Origin of the sequence: Qipengyuania marisflavi (assembly GCF_005884405.1) — a bacterium.
Classification (GTDB): domain Bacteria; phylum Pseudomonadota; class Alphaproteobacteria; order Sphingomonadales; family Sphingomonadaceae; genus Qipengyuania; species Qipengyuania marisflavi.
In genome coordinates this window covers 558667-573382 of record NZ_VCAO01000001.1, presented here as the reverse complement: position 1 = coordinate 573382, position 14716 = coordinate 558667, and the positions used below count along the sequence as shown (strand labels likewise).

The 14716-nt window shown below is 62.1% G+C and carries 16 protein-coding genes and 1 tRNA gene; 12 read left to right on the top strand and 5 right to left on the bottom strand.

Annotation, left to right across the window (positions count from 1 at the left end):
• Positions 1-56 precede the first annotated feature (56 nt).
• The 8 genes from FEV51_RS02800 to FEV51_RS02765 all read left to right on the top strand — a co-directional run bounded on the left by FEV51_RS02800 (position 57) and on the right by FEV51_RS02765 (position 6664).
• Positions 57-3281 carry an intermembrane phospholipid transport protein YdbH family protein gene (locus FEV51_RS02800; protein WP_246034400.1) on the top strand — a complete coding sequence of 1075 codons (3225 nt, stop codon included), beginning with the start codon at positions 57-59 and terminating at the stop codon, positions 3279-3281.
• A gap of 17 nt (positions 3282-3298) precedes the next feature.
• The gene (locus FEV51_RS02795; RefSeq protein WP_342773722.1) at positions 3299-3553 is read left to right on the top strand and encodes a YnbE family lipoprotein; all 255 of its coding nucleotides are present in this window, start codon (positions 3299-3301) and stop codon (positions 3551-3553) included.
• Positions 3554-3564: 11 nt separating this feature from the next.
• Positions 3565-3957: a YdbL family probable chaperone protein gene (locus FEV51_RS02790; protein WP_138616349.1), complete on the top strand. Its 393-nt coding sequence runs from the start codon at positions 3565-3567 to the stop codon at positions 3955-3957.
• Between the two features lie 135 nt (positions 3958-4092).
• Positions 4093-4413 (top strand): AtpZ/AtpI family protein, encoded by a 321-nt coding sequence (locus FEV51_RS02785; RefSeq protein WP_138615695.1) that lies wholly within the window; start codon positions 4093-4095, stop codon positions 4411-4413.
• A gap of 54 nt (positions 4414-4467) precedes the next feature.
• Positions 4468-5256 carry a F0F1 ATP synthase subunit A gene (locus tag FEV51_RS02780; RefSeq protein WP_281281589.1) on the top strand — a complete coding sequence of 263 codons (789 nt, stop codon included), beginning with the start codon at positions 4468-4470 and terminating at the stop codon, positions 5254-5256.
• A gap of 39 nt (positions 5257-5295) precedes the next feature.
• Positions 5296-5523: a F0F1 ATP synthase subunit C gene (locus tag FEV51_RS02775; RefSeq protein WP_138615694.1), complete on the top strand. Its 228-nt coding sequence runs from the start codon at positions 5296-5298 to the stop codon at positions 5521-5523.
• 81 nt (positions 5524-5604) lie between these two features.
• On the top strand, positions 5605-6099 hold the full coding sequence (locus FEV51_RS02770; protein ID WP_138615693.1) for a F0F1 ATP synthase subunit B family protein: 495 nt from the start codon (positions 5605-5607) through the stop codon (positions 6097-6099).
• On the top strand, positions 6092-6664 hold the full coding sequence (locus tag FEV51_RS02765) for a F0F1 ATP synthase subunit B family protein (protein WP_138615692.1): 573 nt from the start codon (positions 6092-6094) through the stop codon (positions 6662-6664). The genes FEV51_RS02770 and FEV51_RS02765 overlap by 8 nt, the downstream gene beginning before the upstream one ends.
• Before the next feature lie 20 nt (positions 6665-6684).
• Here the strand turns inward: FEV51_RS02765 and gloB are convergent, their stop codons facing one another.
• From gloB to aroA, 5 genes are all read right to left on the bottom strand, one after another.
• On the bottom strand, positions 6685-7440 hold the full coding sequence (gene gloB / locus FEV51_RS02760; RefSeq protein ID WP_138615691.1) for a hydroxyacylglutathione hydrolase: 756 nt from the start codon (positions 7438-7440) through the stop codon (positions 6685-6687).
• Positions 7441-7537: 97 nt separating this feature from the next.
• The gene (gene rpsA, locus FEV51_RS02755; RefSeq protein ID WP_138615690.1) at positions 7538-9244 is read right to left on the bottom strand and encodes a 30S ribosomal protein S1; all 1707 of its coding nucleotides are present in this window, start codon (positions 9242-9244) and stop codon (positions 7538-7540) included.
• A 362-nt stretch (positions 9245-9606) separates the two neighbouring features.
• A complete protein-coding gene (locus tag FEV51_RS02750) occupies positions 9607-10230 on the bottom strand; it encodes a (d)CMP kinase (protein WP_138615689.1) in 624 nt (207 codons plus the stop codon).
• Entirely contained in the window at positions 10227-10502 is a 276-nt protein-coding gene (locus tag FEV51_RS02745; protein WP_138615688.1) for a CBU_0592 family membrane protein, read from the bottom strand. The genes FEV51_RS02750 and FEV51_RS02745 overlap by 4 nt, the downstream gene beginning before the upstream one ends.
• The gene (gene aroA / locus FEV51_RS02740; protein ID WP_138615687.1) at positions 10502-11812 is read right to left on the bottom strand and encodes a 3-phosphoshikimate 1-carboxyvinyltransferase; all 1311 of its coding nucleotides are present in this window, start codon (positions 11810-11812) and stop codon (positions 10502-10504) included. Before aroA ends, FEV51_RS02745 begins: the two co-directional genes overlap by 1 nt.
• A 163-nt stretch (positions 11813-11975) precedes the next feature.
• Between aroA and FEV51_RS02735 the strand changes: the two genes are divergently transcribed.
• From FEV51_RS02735 to rpsP, 4 genes are all read left to right on the top strand, one after another.
• Positions 11976-12302, top strand: a complete 327-nt coding sequence (locus FEV51_RS02735) for a TIGR02300 family protein (RefSeq protein ID WP_138615686.1) — start codon at positions 11976-11978, stop codon at positions 12300-12302.
• Between the two features lie 90 nt (positions 12303-12392).
• Positions 12393-12468: transfer RNA gene (locus FEV51_RS02730), tRNA-Ala, on the top strand.
• Positions 12469-12673: 205 nt separating this feature from the next.
• Positions 12674-14116, top strand: a complete 1443-nt coding sequence (gene ffh, locus FEV51_RS02725) for a signal recognition particle protein (RefSeq protein ID WP_138615685.1) — start codon at positions 12674-12676, stop codon at positions 14114-14116.
• 38 nt (positions 14117-14154) lie between these two features.
• Entirely contained in the window at positions 14155-14715 is a 561-nt protein-coding gene (gene rpsP / locus FEV51_RS02720; RefSeq protein ID WP_138615684.1) for a 30S ribosomal protein S16, read from the top strand.
• Position 14716 lies beyond the last annotated feature (1 nt).

The window sequence follows — 14716 nt, the reverse complement described above, 5'->3', positions numbered from 1 at the left end:
TAGGTGGGTTCCAAGGCATTGCATTGCCTTTGCATTGCAATTCGCACAAGTGTTGGATGATGGACGGGGTCACGAACGAACCAGATGGTGTGGACGAGGGCGAATATCGCTCCGCCCGTTCGCGCTGGCGCCGCAAGCGCTGGCTGGTGCCCGGCGTGTTGGCGTTGGTGCTGGCGGGATTGCTGGCCTTTGCCTGGTTCACGCGTGAGAGCATCGCTGACGATTTCGTCGCCGACCAGCTCGAAGCATACGACCTCCCCGCAACTTACCAGATCCAGCGGATTGGCCCACGCACGCAAATCCTGTCAGATGTGCAAATTGGCTCTGCCGATGCTCCGGACTTCACTGCCAAGCGTGTGATCGTGCGGCTGCGGCACCGCTTCGGCGTGCCCTCGATTGACAAGGTCACGCTGGTCGAGCCGCGCCTCTATGGCCGCTATCGCAATGGGCAGCTCAGCTTCGGCTCGCTCGACAAGGTGATTTTTGCCGACAGCGGCGGCCCGCCGGGGCTGCCCGCAATCAATCTGGCGATCCGCGACGGGCGCGGGCTGATCGATACGGATTTCGGACCTGTCGGCTTGAAGCTGGCAGGTGCCGGGCTGCTGCGGGACGGTTTTGCCGGGATCATCGCCGCCAATGCGCCTGCGCTGGCCTTCGCCGATTGCGCCGCTGAGCGTGTGACGGCTTATGGCAAAGTATCGACCAGTGACGGGAAACCGAAATTTACCGGGCCGCTGCGGCTGGGCGCGCTGACTTGCAAGGAGCAAGGCATCCAGCTTGCCGATTTCGACATGGAGATGGAAGCCAGCGCGAATGCCGAGCTTGCCAATCCTGCTTTGGTAGCGCGGATCGACGGCGGCGCGATGCGCTATGGCGACAACAAGGCCGGGGCGCTGCGCGGAACGGTGCGCGCGCAGATGCGCGATGCGTTGGTCACGGCACGCTACACGCTTGCTGCGCGCAGCGTAGAGACACCGCAGGCACTGGCCGCAGTGATGACCGCCGAGGGCGTGCTTCGCGGGCGTGACGGGTTTGAACGGATCGAGGTCGAGAGCGCGATCGAGGGCAATGGCTTGCGGCTTGGCCCTCAGCTGGTGGCATCGATCAATTCCTTGTCGCGCAGCGGGCAGGGCACCCTGGTTGCACCAATCGTCAGCCAGATCGCGGCGGCCTTGCAGCAAGAAACCCGCGGCAGTGCGTTGGAAGCCGATGTGCGGTTGCGCAAAACCGGCGACGCGCTGAGCCTGCTCGCCCCCCGCGCCGAATTGCGCGGTGGCAGCGGCGCCCGCATTCTGACGCTGTCGCGCGTGGAACTCACCAGCGAAGGCAACGCACCTGCGCGCATCGCCGGGAATATCGCTACTGGCGGCCCCGGCATCCCGAAAATCAATGGCCGGATGGAACGCAGCGCGTCCGGCGACAGCGCTTTCCGCCTGGCGATGGCGCCTTACACGGCAGGCGGTTCCTCGCTTGCAATTCCGCAAATGACGGTGGCGCAGGGGGCTGGCGGCGCATTGGGCTTTTCAGGCCGTGTCGAGTCCAGCGGACCATTGCCCGGCGGGGCAGCGCGCGGTCTGCGCGTTCCCGTAAGCGGGCGCTGGACGCCGGGCGGCGAATTGGCGCTGTGGACCAAATGCACCGCCATCGCCTTTGACCGGCTGGAACTGGCCAATTTGCGGTTCGAAAAACGCGGGCTGACGCTGTGCCCGGCATCGGGACGCCCGATCTTGCAATATGGCAGTGGCGGGCTGAAAATCGCTGCTGGCGCGCCGTCGCTCGATCTGGCGGGTTATCTTGGCGAAACTCCGATCACGCTGTCGAGCGGGCCGGTCGGCTTTGCCTATCCCGGCGTCATGAAGGCGCGTGCTGTGGATATTGCGCTTGGCCCGAAGGCCACTGCCAGCCGGTTCCGCATTTCCGACCTCACCGCGCGGTTGGGCGACAATATTGCGGGCAGTTTCGATGATGCCGAAGTCACGCTGGCGGCAATCCCGCTCGATATTCGCAATGCCAGCGGCAATTGGGACTACACCCGCGGCAAGGTCGCGCTGACCGATGGCGCATTCCGCTTGCTTGATCGTGAGGAGCCCGACCGTTTCGAGCCGCTGGAGGCGCGTGACGGGACGCTGACGCTGATCGACAATATCGTGACAGCGCACGCCGACCTGCGCCATCCGGGCACCGACCGCATCGTGACCATTGCCGATATTCGCCACAGCCTTGAGACCGGGTCAGGCTATGCCGATCTCGATGTGCCGGGCCTGCAATTCGACAGCCAGCTCCAGCCCGACCAGCTGACGACGCGGGCGCTGGGCGTGATCGCCAATGCGCGCGGCACTGTGACCGGGACCGGGCGGATCGACTGGGCGAGCAATGGCACAATCACCAGCACGGGCGAATTCACCAGCGACGAATTCGATTTCGCAGCAGCATTTGGCCCGGTTCAGGGCGCCAGCGGCACCATCGTGTTCAGCGATTTGCTGGGCATGACCACTGCGCCGGGCCAGAAAATCCGTATCGCTTCGGTCAATCCGGGCGTTGAAGTGCTGGGTGGCGAGATCGAGTTCGAATTGCGCGGCGGGCAATTGCTGGCGGTTTCTGGCGGCAGCTGGCCGTTTATGGGCGGACGTCTGATCCTGCGTAATGTCGATCTCAATTTCGGGGTCAGCGAGCAGCGCAGCTATATTTTCGAGATTGTCGGACTGCAGGCGGACGAATTCCTCGCGCAGATGGATCTGAAAAACATCTCCGCCGATGGTACATTTGACGGGACGATCCCTATTATCTTCGACACCAGCGGCAATGGCCGCATCGATCGGGGCGTGCTGATCTCGCGCCCACCGGGTGGCAATATCTCTTATGTTGGGGCGCTGACCTATGAAGATATGTCGCCCATGGTCAATTTCGCATTCGATGCGCTCAAGAGCATGGATTACACGCAGATGTCACTGGCGATGGATGGTCCGCTGACCGGCGAAATCGTGACCAAGGTCCGTTTCGACGGGGTCAAGCAGGGCGAGGGCACCAAGCAGAATTTCATCACCAAGCGCCTCGCCGCGCTGCCGATCCAGTTCCGCATCAACATCAAGGCGCAGTTTTACCAGCTGATCACATCGGTAAAGGCGATGTATGATCCCGCCTCCGTGCGTGACCCGCGCGATCTGGGGCTGCTGTCCGATGACGGCAAGCGCCTGCTGCGCCGTTCGATCACCGGCGAGGAAGCCGAACCCGATATCGACCCGGAAGACCTCATTCCGGATGAACCCCCCATTCAGGAGTAGGAAAGCGAGAACGCCCTATGACAGCCAAGAAATTGACGGACCGCGCAAGGCTTGCGAGAACCTGTGACATGCAGGGGAAACGGCTTTTGAACGGGACAGGAAAGTTGGCGGTGCCGGTGTTGGCCTCGCTCGCGCTCGCCGGATGCATTACAGTCAATGCGCCCGAAGATGCGATCGTGATCGAGCTCAACGTCAATATCCGCCAGGAAGTGATTTACCGCCTTGCCGAGGACGCGGGCAGTACGATTGAGAAGAACGCAGATATTTTCTGATGGGTGATGTGATGAAAACTCCGAATTCCAAGCTGTTCATGGCCGCTCTCGCCGCTTCGGTGGCGCTGGGCGGTTTTGCCGCGCCCGCCTTTGCTCAACGTGATCCCGCCTACGCGGCGGCCCGTTCGGCTGGCCAGGTGGGCGAGAAGATGGATGGCTATCTAGGCATCGTCGGATCGGAAACCCCAGCGCTGCGGGCGATCGTCAACGACATCAATATCAAGCGGCGTGCCGTGTATTCCCAGCGTGCCCAGGCAACCAATGCCACGTTGGAAGAATATGCGCTGACCGCCGGCTGCCAAGCCATTGCCGCAACGTCGGCGGGTGAAAAATACCAGGCGCCCGATGGCAGCTGGCAGACCCGCACCGCCACCGCACCGATGCGCGATTCGCGCTGCCCGTAAGCTTTCGCGGCCCAATTCGCACCGTTAACAGCAGCCTGCCGTGTTGACTCGCCAGTGACCCCCTTCTAAGGGGGCGGCGCCCTCGGCGGGCAAGTCTGTGCCCGTGCCGCGCAACCCCCTTTACAGGAGCTTGGCATGAGTGATGACGAACCCGCACGGGAACCTATCGTCGAGGATGCGCGGATCGATGCGCTCGAAGCGCGGCTTAACGCCGCGCAGAGCCGCGAAGAACAGCGTAACCGGCCGAAGATAACGGGCGCCGATGCGAATTACCGCAGCGGCAATCGTGTCCTCGCCGATCTTCTGGGCGGTATTCTCGGTGGTTCGGTTATCGGTTGGGCCATTGGCTGGTTCACCGAAACCAATCCGTGGGGCCTGTTGGTGGGACTGTTCCTTGGGATAGTCGTGGCCTTCAGAAACATTATTCGCGCGGCAAACCAGCGCCCCGATGCATAATCCCAGCCGGGATTGCTAAGGGCGCTGTTCACATGGATTAGGGACTTACCGGACGTGTCAGCCGAACAGGCCAAGGTCGACCCGATGCACCAGTTCACGATCGAACCGCTTGGCGGTTCGCAGGGCTGGGAAATTGCGGGCTATAACATCGCCTTCACCAACAGTGCGCTGTGGATGCTCATCACCACGGTGGTGCTGTTCCTCTTCGTGCTGGGCGGCATGAAACGCGAACTGGTGCCCGGGCGCTGGCAGATGATGGTGGAAAGCTTCACCGGCTTCATCGATTCCATGCTGGAGGCCAATGTCGGCAAGGCCGGGCGCAAATATGTGCCCTATATCTTCAGCCTGTTCATGTTCATCCTGTTCGCCAATATGCTCGGCCTGCTGCCGCTGGGCATCGTGGGCATTCACCCGTTTACCTTCACCAGCCACTTTACCGTCACCGGCGTGCTGGCGATCCTCAGCTTCACCATCGTGCTGGTGGTGGGCTTCTGGAAGCACGGGCTGCATTTCTTCAGCCTGTTCGTGCCGCAGGGCACCCCGCTGCCGATGATCCCGATCATCGCGCCGATCGAATTTATCTCGTTCATGGTGCGCCCCTTCAGCCTCGGCCTGCGACTGTTCGTGGCCATGATGGCCGGGCACGTGCTGCTTGAAGTGCTGTCGAGCTTTGTTATCGACGGCACCAATGCTGGCTTCCTGTGGGCCGGTGTGGTTGGCCTTCCCAGCTTCCTCCTGATGGTCGGCATCTGCGCTCTTGAGCTGCTGGTGGCCGGTATTCAGGCCTATGTCTTCGCGCTATTGACGTCGCTGTATATCAATGACGCCGAGAATCTTCACTAAGTCCTCATCTTAACAATCTGTCTTTCAAGGAGTTTTCAAATGGAACAAGAAGCTGCAAAGCTCATCGGTGCTGGCCTCGCTGCAATTGGTGCCGGCATGGCCGCCATCGGCGTTGGTAACGTCTTCGGCTCGTTCCTGGAAAGCGCACTGCGCAATCCGGGTGCTGCCGACGGCCAGCAGGGCCGCCTGTTCATTGGCTTCGCCGCTGCCGAGCTGCTCGGCCTGTTGGCATTCGTCGTTGCCATGATCCTGATCTTCGTCGCTTAATCGCTTCGAAATCTGACTACGTCGGCCGGGACCGTCCCGGCCGGCGCCACAATTCCCAGCACCCGTTTCTCGAGAGCTGAAATGCCCCAGATTGCACAGCTTGCCGAAACCTATTCGAGCCAGATTTTCTGGCTGTTCGTGTTTTTCGGCCTCACCTTTTTTGTCATCGGCCGGGGCATGGTCCCCAAGGTGATGGATACGGTGGCCCAGCGCGACCAGCAGATCGCCGGTGACCTTGCCGCGGCCCGCACCGCGCGCGATGCCGCCGACGCGGAAGAAGAGGCCTGGCGGGTGCGTGAAAACGAAAACCGCGCCGCTGCTCAGGCGATCATCGCTCAGGCGAAGGCGGAAGGTGCTGCTGCCTCGGAAAAGAAAGTCGGCGCCGCGCAGAAGCGGATCGACACCAAGGTTGCGCAGGCAGAAGTCAGCATTGACGAAGCCCGTAATGCGGCGCTGGCCGAAGTTGAATCGGTCGCTGTCGAGGCGGCTCAGGACATTGTTGCCCGGCTTGCCGGTGTGATAGTGACCAAGCCCACGGCTGCCAAGGCCGTCAAGGAGGCGATGGCTCATGGCTGATACCGTACCAGAAGTCTTCACCACCGAAGCGGCTGAAGCCTATACCGAAGAAGGCCACGGCGGCGCTCCGACGCATGTCGAACCCGAGCTGTGGGGCCTTGCGCCTTTCCAGGTTGTTTCGGTTGCGATGTTTGTCCTGCTGCTGATCGCGTTTTTCGGTGCCAAGGTTCACAAGACCATTGGCGGCGGGCTCGATGCCCGGATCGCTGCAATCCGCACGCAGCTTGACGAAGCCAAGCAGCTGCGCGCCGAGGCTGAAACTTTGCGCGATGAATACGCTGCCAAGATCAAGGGTGCCGAACAGGACGCCGAAGCCATGATGACCAACGCCCGGCACGAAGCCGATGCGCTGCTCGCCAAGGCCGAAGCCGACAGCACTGCAATGGTCGAACGTCGCAAGCGGATGGCCGAAGACAAGATCTCCGCCGCCGAACGCGAAGCGGTAGAGGAAGTGCGCAACCGCGCCGTCTTCGCTGCCACGACGGCCAGCCGCAAGCTGATCGCTGCCAAGCACGATGCCGAGGCTGACCGCGCGCTCGCCGATCAGGTTATCGCCAACATCTAACCGCCCGTAAGGGATCCGGTTCAGAAATTATCCTTCGCCGCCCGCAGCGCGGCGAAGGTTTCTGCCGCATTGTTACCACCCCAGCGATCCCGTAGAACCGCCGTGTCTGCACGCAGGAAGGGGTTGGTCGCCAGTTCGCGGCCCAAGTCTGTCGGGACCGTAGGCTCGCCCTGTGCGCGCTTGGCGTCGATCTCACTGGCATAGCGCTGCAACTCCGCATTGTCCGGATCGGCATGCAGCGCGAACTTCGCATTCGCCTGCGTATATTCATGCGCGCAGTACAGCGCGGTGTCGGCGGGCAGCTGGCGGATACGGTCAAGGCTGTCCCAGAATTGCTGCGGCTGGCCTTCGAACATCCGTCCGCAACCCAGCGCGAACACGCTGTCGCCGACAAAGGCGATGTTCGCTTGGGGCAGGTGATAGGCGATGTGGCCATTGGTGTGGCCCGACACGTCGATCACGCGCGCCTGCCACTGGCCCAGCCGCGCTGTGTCGCCATCAGCCACCACGGTATCGATTGGCGCAATCCGCTCAACCTCTGCCGGGGCGACCACTGTGGCACCGCTGGCTGCGACGATGGCGGCGTTTCCGCCTGCATGGTCGGGATGCCAATGGGTGTTCCAGATCTGTGTGATCCGCCAGCCCTTGGCCTGTGCCTGACGCAGATATTCCGCGCCGTCGGGCGTGTCTATCGCTGCGGTTTCGCCGCTGTCAGGATCGTGCAGCAGGAAGCCGTAATTGTCCGACAGGCACGGGAACTGATGAATTTCCAACATGGCGGCGCTTGTATCGCTTGCGGTCCATGTAGGAAAGGCCCGCCTGCCGGGTGGGCAAGCGGGCCTTTCGAATGAACCCTGAAAGGGGGAGGAAGGCTTAGTCTTCCTTCTTGCCCTTCAGCGCTTCGCCAAGGATGTCGCCAAGCGAGGCACCCGAATTGGACGAACCGAACTGTTCCACAGCTTCCTTCTCTTCGGCGATCTGACGCGCCTTGATCGAGAAGTTGGGCTTTTTCGAACGGTCGAAACCGATGACCAGTGCGTCGACCTTCTGGCCGGGCTGGAAACGATCGGGACGCTGTTCGTCGCGGTCGCGGCCAAGGTCCGAACGCTTGATGAAGCCGGTCGCGCCGTCTTCGCCAACCTGGACTTCCAGGCCGCCATCGCGAACTTCCAGAACGTTGACGGTAACGACTTCGTTCTTGCGCAGCGAGCTGCCGGCACCGGCTTCGGTGGGCGCGCCCTTTTCGAGCTGCTTCATGCCCAGGCTGATGCGTTCCTTGTCGGTGTCGACGTCAAGCACGATGGCTTCGACTTCTTCACCCTTTCGGTGCAGCGCCAGTGCGTCTTCGCCCGAGATGCCCCAGGCGATGTCCGACATGTGGACCATGCCATCGACGTCGCCGTCGAGCCCGATAAACAGGCCGAACTCGGTCGCGTTCTTGACTTCGCCATTGACCTTGGTGCCCACCGGATGCTTCTCGGCGAACTCTTCCCAAGGATTGCGCTGGGCCTGCTTGAGACCAAGCGAGATACGACGCTTTTCGCTATCGACCTCGAGCACCATGACTTCGACTTCCTGCGAGGTCGAAACGATCTTGCCGGGGTGCACGTTCTTCTTGGTCCAGCTCATTTCCGAAACATGGACCAGGCCTTCGATGCCCGCTTCGATTTCGACGAAGGCGCCGTATTCGGTGATGTTGGTGACGGTGCCCGACATCTTCATGCCAACCGGATACTTGGCGGCAACACCGTCCCACGGATCGCTTTCCAGCTGCTTCATGCCCAGGCTGATGCGCTGGGTGTCTTCGTTGATGCGAATGATCTGAACGGTCACGGTCTGGCCGATTTCGATCATCTCGGTGGGGTGATTGACGCGCTTGTAGCTCATGTCGGTGACATGCAGCAGACCGTCGATCCCGCCGAGATCGACGAACGCACCGTAATCGGTGATGTTCTTGACCACGCCTTCGATAACCTGGCTCTCGGCCAGCTTGTCGATCAGTTCGCTGCGCTGTTCAGCGCGGGTTTCTTCCAGAACGGCGCGGCGCGAAACAACGATGTTGCCGCGGCGGCGATCCATCTTGAGGATCTGGAAGGGCTGCGGCACATCCATCAGCGGGGCGACATCGCGCACGGGGCGGATATCAACCTGCGAACCGGGCAGGAAGGCTACGGCACCGTCGAGGTCGACGGTGAAGCCGCCTTTGACGCGGCCGAAGATGCGGCCTTCGACGCGCTTGCCTTCGCCAAATTCGCTTTCCAGCTTGTCCCAGGCGGCTTCGCGGCGGGCGCGGTCGCGGCTGAGCATTGCTTCGCCGTCGGCATTTTCAACGCGGTCGACATAAACTTCGACTTCGCTGCCGACCGACAGGCCGTGCGCGTCTTCACCGCGCATAAATTCCTTGAGATCGACGCGGCCTTCGCTCTTCAGGCCGACATCGACAACCGCCATGCCATTTTCGATGGCGGTAACGGTGCCTTTGACAACGCGGCCTTCAAAACCGCCATCCTCGGCACCGCCGAGTTGCTCGTTGAGCATTGCTTCAAAATCGTCGCGTGTGGGATTGGCTACAGTCGCCATAAATTGTTAATCCTGTTTACGTCTTGCTACCGGCCGCCGGTTTTACCGGGGTCTTTTCTCCGCACCGGCGGGATTGCCGGATGCGGGCCAAAAGGGCCGAAATGTTTCCGCGGGGCCGGGTGCGCCCGCGAAAGCCCCGGACCAGCGCGCAAGCGAAGGTCATGGGGCGGCCGCGCGCATAGGCGCAAGGCGGCACGAAAGCAAGTGAAAGCCGTGCGGTGGGCGGTGAGACCTGGACCGGGTGTTACACGGTCCTGAAGCAAAAAACTGACTGGTGCGGTGGACCGACGTAACACGGATTCAATTGGGTTGTGCGATGCGGTCATTCGGGCACGCTGGCAAAGCGGCGCGCTGTAGGAAAATCATTTCGTGCGTGCACACTCAACCATGGCAATTGCCGCAGCGATGGCGGCATCCCGGTCCAGCGCGCTGGTGTCGATCACCATCGCATCGGGGGCGGGAACCAGCGGGGCGACGGCGCGGGTACTGTCGCGTTCGTCACGGCGGCGCAAATCGTCTTCGATCGCCTCCAGCGTCACTGCCTCGCCGCGTTCGCACATCTCGGCAAAGCGTCGCTGGGCGCGTGCCGCAACACTGGCCGTGATGAACAGCTTGGCCTCTGCCTCGGGCGCGATGACAGTACCGATATCGCGGCCATCGAGGACCGCGCCGCCCGGCTGCGTGGCGAAAGCGCGCTGGCGTTCGTAGAGCGCGGTGCGGACTGCGGGATGGACCGAGACACGGCTTGCCCAGCCGCCATTGTCTTCGCTGCGCAATTGCGGATCGTCGAGCAAGGCGGCGGGAAAATCGGTCGCTGCCAGCGCATCGGCGCTGTCATTGGGATCGCCGCCATTCAGGAACACCTGCCGCCCGACTGCGCGGTACAGCAGCCCGGTATCGAGATGCGGCAAGCCGAAATGCGCCGCCAGTGCCTTCGCAATCGTGCCCTTGCCCGATGCGGTGGGTCCGTCGACGGCGATGATCATGGGGCTTCTGTCACGCCTGGGCTGCGAGAACGCAGCGCCTTGACGATCCCGAAGGCGGCGATGATCATCCACACGATCTCCAGCACCATTGTCGGCAGGTTGTAATTCACTGTCAGCGACACCGCGAGCAGGGCGGCGCCGATAAAGTTCACTGCATTGAACAGCAGCAGATTCATCCGCGTCGCCATATTGCTATAGGCAAAAGCGGCGACGATGCAGAAGCTGCCGGCGAAACCGATGAGGTCCGCGGCGAAAGACGATATTCCGGGCATTATTGGGCTCCAGCCTTGTCGAGCAAAGCGATGAAATTGGGGAAGCTGGTGGCGATGGGATCGCTGCTGTCGATGGTCACGCCGCTGTCGCTGGCCAGTCCTGCGACTGCCAGGCTCATGGCGATACGGTGGTCGAGGTGGGTGGTGACAGGGCCGCCGCCGGGCAGCGCCGCGCCGCCCGTGCCGGTGATCACCAATCCGTCACCGCATTCTTCGACCTGTGCACCGACCAGTGTCAGCGCCGCTGCCATGGCGGAGAGGCGATCGCTTTCCTTGACGCGCAATTCGTCGAGGCCGCTGGTAGTGGTCGTGCCCTGCGCCAGCGCGGCAGCGACAAACAGCACGGGAAATTCATCGATCATGCTGGGCGCGGTTTCGGGATCGACTGTGATGCCGGTCAGTGCCGAGTGGCGGACGTGCAGATCCGCAACCGGCTCGCCGCCAATCTCGCGCTGGTCCAGTTCTTCGATACTGCCGCCCATCTGGCGCAGCACGTGAAAGATGCCACTGCGGGTTGGGTTCAGTCCGACATTCTCGATCACCAGATCGCTGTCCGGCACCAGCAATGCGGCAACTGCGAAGAACGCGGCGGAAGAGGGATCACCCGGCACCGTGATGTCGCAGGGCGATAGATCGCAGGGGCCGTGGATACGGATAGTGCGCTCGCCGCCTGCCTCCTCGACCGTAAGTTTCGCGCCGAAACCGCGCAGCATCCGCTCGGTATGGTCGCGGGTCGGGACTGGCTCGATCACGGTGGTGATGCCCGGTGTATTCAGGCCTGCCAGCAGAACGGCGCTTTTCACCTGCGCACTGGCGACAGAGAGCCGGTAAGTGATCGGCACAGCGGGCTGCATCCCCTCCATCATCAGCGGCAGTGTGCCGCCGGGGGAGGGGGTGATGCTGGCACCCATCTGGCTGAGCGGGTCGATCACCCGGCCCATCGGACGCCTGGAAAGGCTGGCGTCACCTGTAAAGGCAGCGGTAATGCCGTGGCTGGCGACCAGTCCCATCAGCAGCCGGGTTGAGGTGCCCGAATTGCCCATGTCCAGCGCGCTTGTCGGTTGCAGCAGGCCGCCTACACCCACGCCGTCGACCACCCAGTCATCTCCATCCTGCTCGATCCGCGCGCCCATCTCGCGCAGGGCAGCAGCGGTGGCGAGCACGTCTTCGCCCTCAAGAAGGCCGGAAATCCGGCTGCGACCCACGGCCAGCGCGCCGAACATCAGCGCGCGGTGGCTGATCGACTTGTCGCCGGGTACGCGGATGCGGCCGGTCAGCGGGCCTCGGGAGAAAAAACGATGCGTGGTCAAGCGAGGGGTGCCTTGCTGGAGTGGCGGATGCGCGCGGGTCTTTGACAGTGGCAATGCGTTCTGGCAAGGCGCGCGCGCTGTTGATTCCTGCCTTGCGGGATCCCATCAAGTAAGAGAATTTTTCGCTCCGCCGCACTCGGCGGGGCTCATCTGAGGAATACACATGGTCAAACCGGAATGGGGCACCAAGCGGACCTGCCCGAAGTGTGGCACCCGCTTTTACGATCTGACGAAGGACGAGCCCGTCACCTGCATCGAATGCGGCGAAGAATGGTCGCCCGAGCCGGTGCTGAAGTCGAAGCAGCCGATCCCCTTCGAAGAGGAAAAGAAGAAGGACGCCAAGCCGGATAGCGATCTGGCTGATGACGATCTGGAAGATCTGGCCGACGACGACGAAGAGGCTTCACCAGACAACGAGGTTGATCTGGGCGGCGACGACGATCTTGGGGTCAAGGCCGGCAAGGACGATGACGAAGTCGACAACACCTGATTTTAGCTCTTGCCTTGTGAGGGGTGGCCCCATAAAGGGCCACTCCCGCAAGCATGGCGCGCCTTTCCGGGTGTGCCGCGCAGAATGACTGGGGCCTTAGCTCAGCTGGGAGAGCGCCTGCATGGCATGCAGGAGGTCAGCGGTTCGATCCCGCTAGGCTCCACCATTCGCCTTCGGATGTGACGATATCCCGCTGTTATCGCGGCGTGATTTCAACACACCTGAAAAGACATTCGGGTTTCATCGGGGCATGTCCCCACGCTGGCTGACGAGGTTTCGTCCGCCGGCGTTTTTCGCGTTTCGGGGCTTTCGGGCACTGGAATTGTTTATTTTTACGGTGCCCGTTGGCACCGGCAGGGAGTTGATCGGTCATGTTCGATAGCCTGTCAGACCGGCTTGGTACTGTCTTCGACCGCTTGCGCGGACGCGGCGCGCTGTCCGAACAGGATGTGCGCGATGCGATGCGCGAAGTGCGCGTGGCATTGCTGGAGGCCGACGTTGCGCTTCCCGTGGTGCGCCGTTTCATCGATGCGGTTACCGAAAAGGCAATTGGCCAGGATGTGTTGCGTTCGGTCACGCCGGGCCAGCAAGTCGTCAAGATCGTCGATGACGAACTGGTCGATATGCTGGGCGGGACCGAGGTCGAAGGCCTCACGCTGGATGCCAAGCCGCCGGTCGTGATCATGATGGTCGGCCTGCAGGGTTCGGGCAAGACCACCACAACCGCCAAGCTGGGCAAGCTGCTCAAGGAAAAGCACGGCAAGAAGGCGCTGATGGCGTCGCTGGACGTCAACCGTCCCGCCGCGCAGGAACAGCTGGCGGTGCTGGGCGAACAGATCAGCGTTGCCACTCTGCCGATCGTACAGGGCCAGCAGCCAGTCGATATTGCGCGCCGGGCGATGGATGCAGCCAAGCTGCAAGCCGCCGATATCCTGCTGCTCGACACTGCAGGCCGCCTGCATGTCGATGAGGCACTGATGGCCGAAATGAAGGCGGTCGCCTCGGTCTCAACCCCGACCGAAGTGCTGCTGGTGGTCGACAGCCTCACCGGGCAGGACGCGGTCAATGTCGCGCAGAGCTTCAGCGGCGAAGTGCCGTTGACCGGCGTGGTGCTGACGCGGATGGACGGCGATGCCCGCGGCGGCGCGGCGCTGTCGATGCGCTATGTCACTGGCAAGCCGATCAAGTTTGCCGGCACGGGCGAAAAGCTCGACGCGATCGAAGCCTTCGATCCCAAGCGGGTCGCTGGCCGCATTCTGGGCATGGGCGATGTCGTCTCGCTGGTCGAAAAGGCCGCCGCGACGATCAATGAAGAAGACGCCGAAGCCATGGCGCGCAAGATGGCGAAAGGTCAGTTCGACCTGGACGATCTGCGCATGCAGCTGAAGCAGATGCAGAACATGGGCGGCCTTGGCGCGCTGGCCGGGATGATGCCGGGCATGAAGAAAGCCAAGGCGGCGCTGGCATCGTCGGATATGGACGATAAGGTGCTGATCCATATGGACGCGATCATCGGATCGATGACCGCCAAGGAACGCGCCAATCCCGCGCTGCTGAACGCCAAACGCAAGAAGCGCGTGGCAGCGGGTTCCGGCACGCAGGTGCAAGAGGTCAACAAGGTGCTGAAGATGCATCAGGAAATGGCCCGCGCAATGAAGCAGATCAAGAAGATGGGCGGGCTCAAAGGGCTTGGCGCATTGTTCGGCAAAGGCGGGATGGGCGCGGCGATGCCAGGGCTTGGCGGTCCCGGTGCAGCAGGCGGAATGGGCGGTTTGCCGCCCGGTCTTCCCGGTCTGCCAAATTCAAAGAAATAACAGCAAATTCAGTTTAGTATTCTAGAAAGGTAAGTTTTATGTCAGTTGCAATTCGTCTTTCGCGCGGTGGCGCCAAGAAGCGTCCTTATTACCGTATCGTCGTTGCCGACAGCCGCAGCGCGCGTGACGGCAAGTATCTGGAACAGATCGGCACCTACAACCCGCTGCTCGCCAAGGATGACGAGAAGCGCGTTCAGGTAAACGAAGACCGCGCCCGTCACTGGCTGTCGGTTGGTGCGCAGCCTTCGGACCGCGTTGCCCGCTTCCTCGACAAGGCCGGTGTGCGCGAGCGTGAAGCCCGCAACAACCCGAACAAGGCCGAGCCTGGCGAAAAGGCCAAGGAACGCGCCGAAGAGAAGGTGACCAAGGCAGCCGAAGCCGAAGAAGCCAAGAAGGCCGCTGAAGAAGCCGCCAAGGAAGCCAAGAAGGCTGCCGAGGAAGAAGCCAAGGCCGCTGCTGAAGCGCCTGCCGCTGAAGAAGCTCCCGCCGAGGAAGCCTCGCCCGCAGAGGAAGCCAAAGCTGACGAAGCTCCGGCTGAAGAAGCTAAGGCCGAAGACGCCAAGGCTGACCAAGCCACTGAAGAAAAGTCGGAAGGCTAAG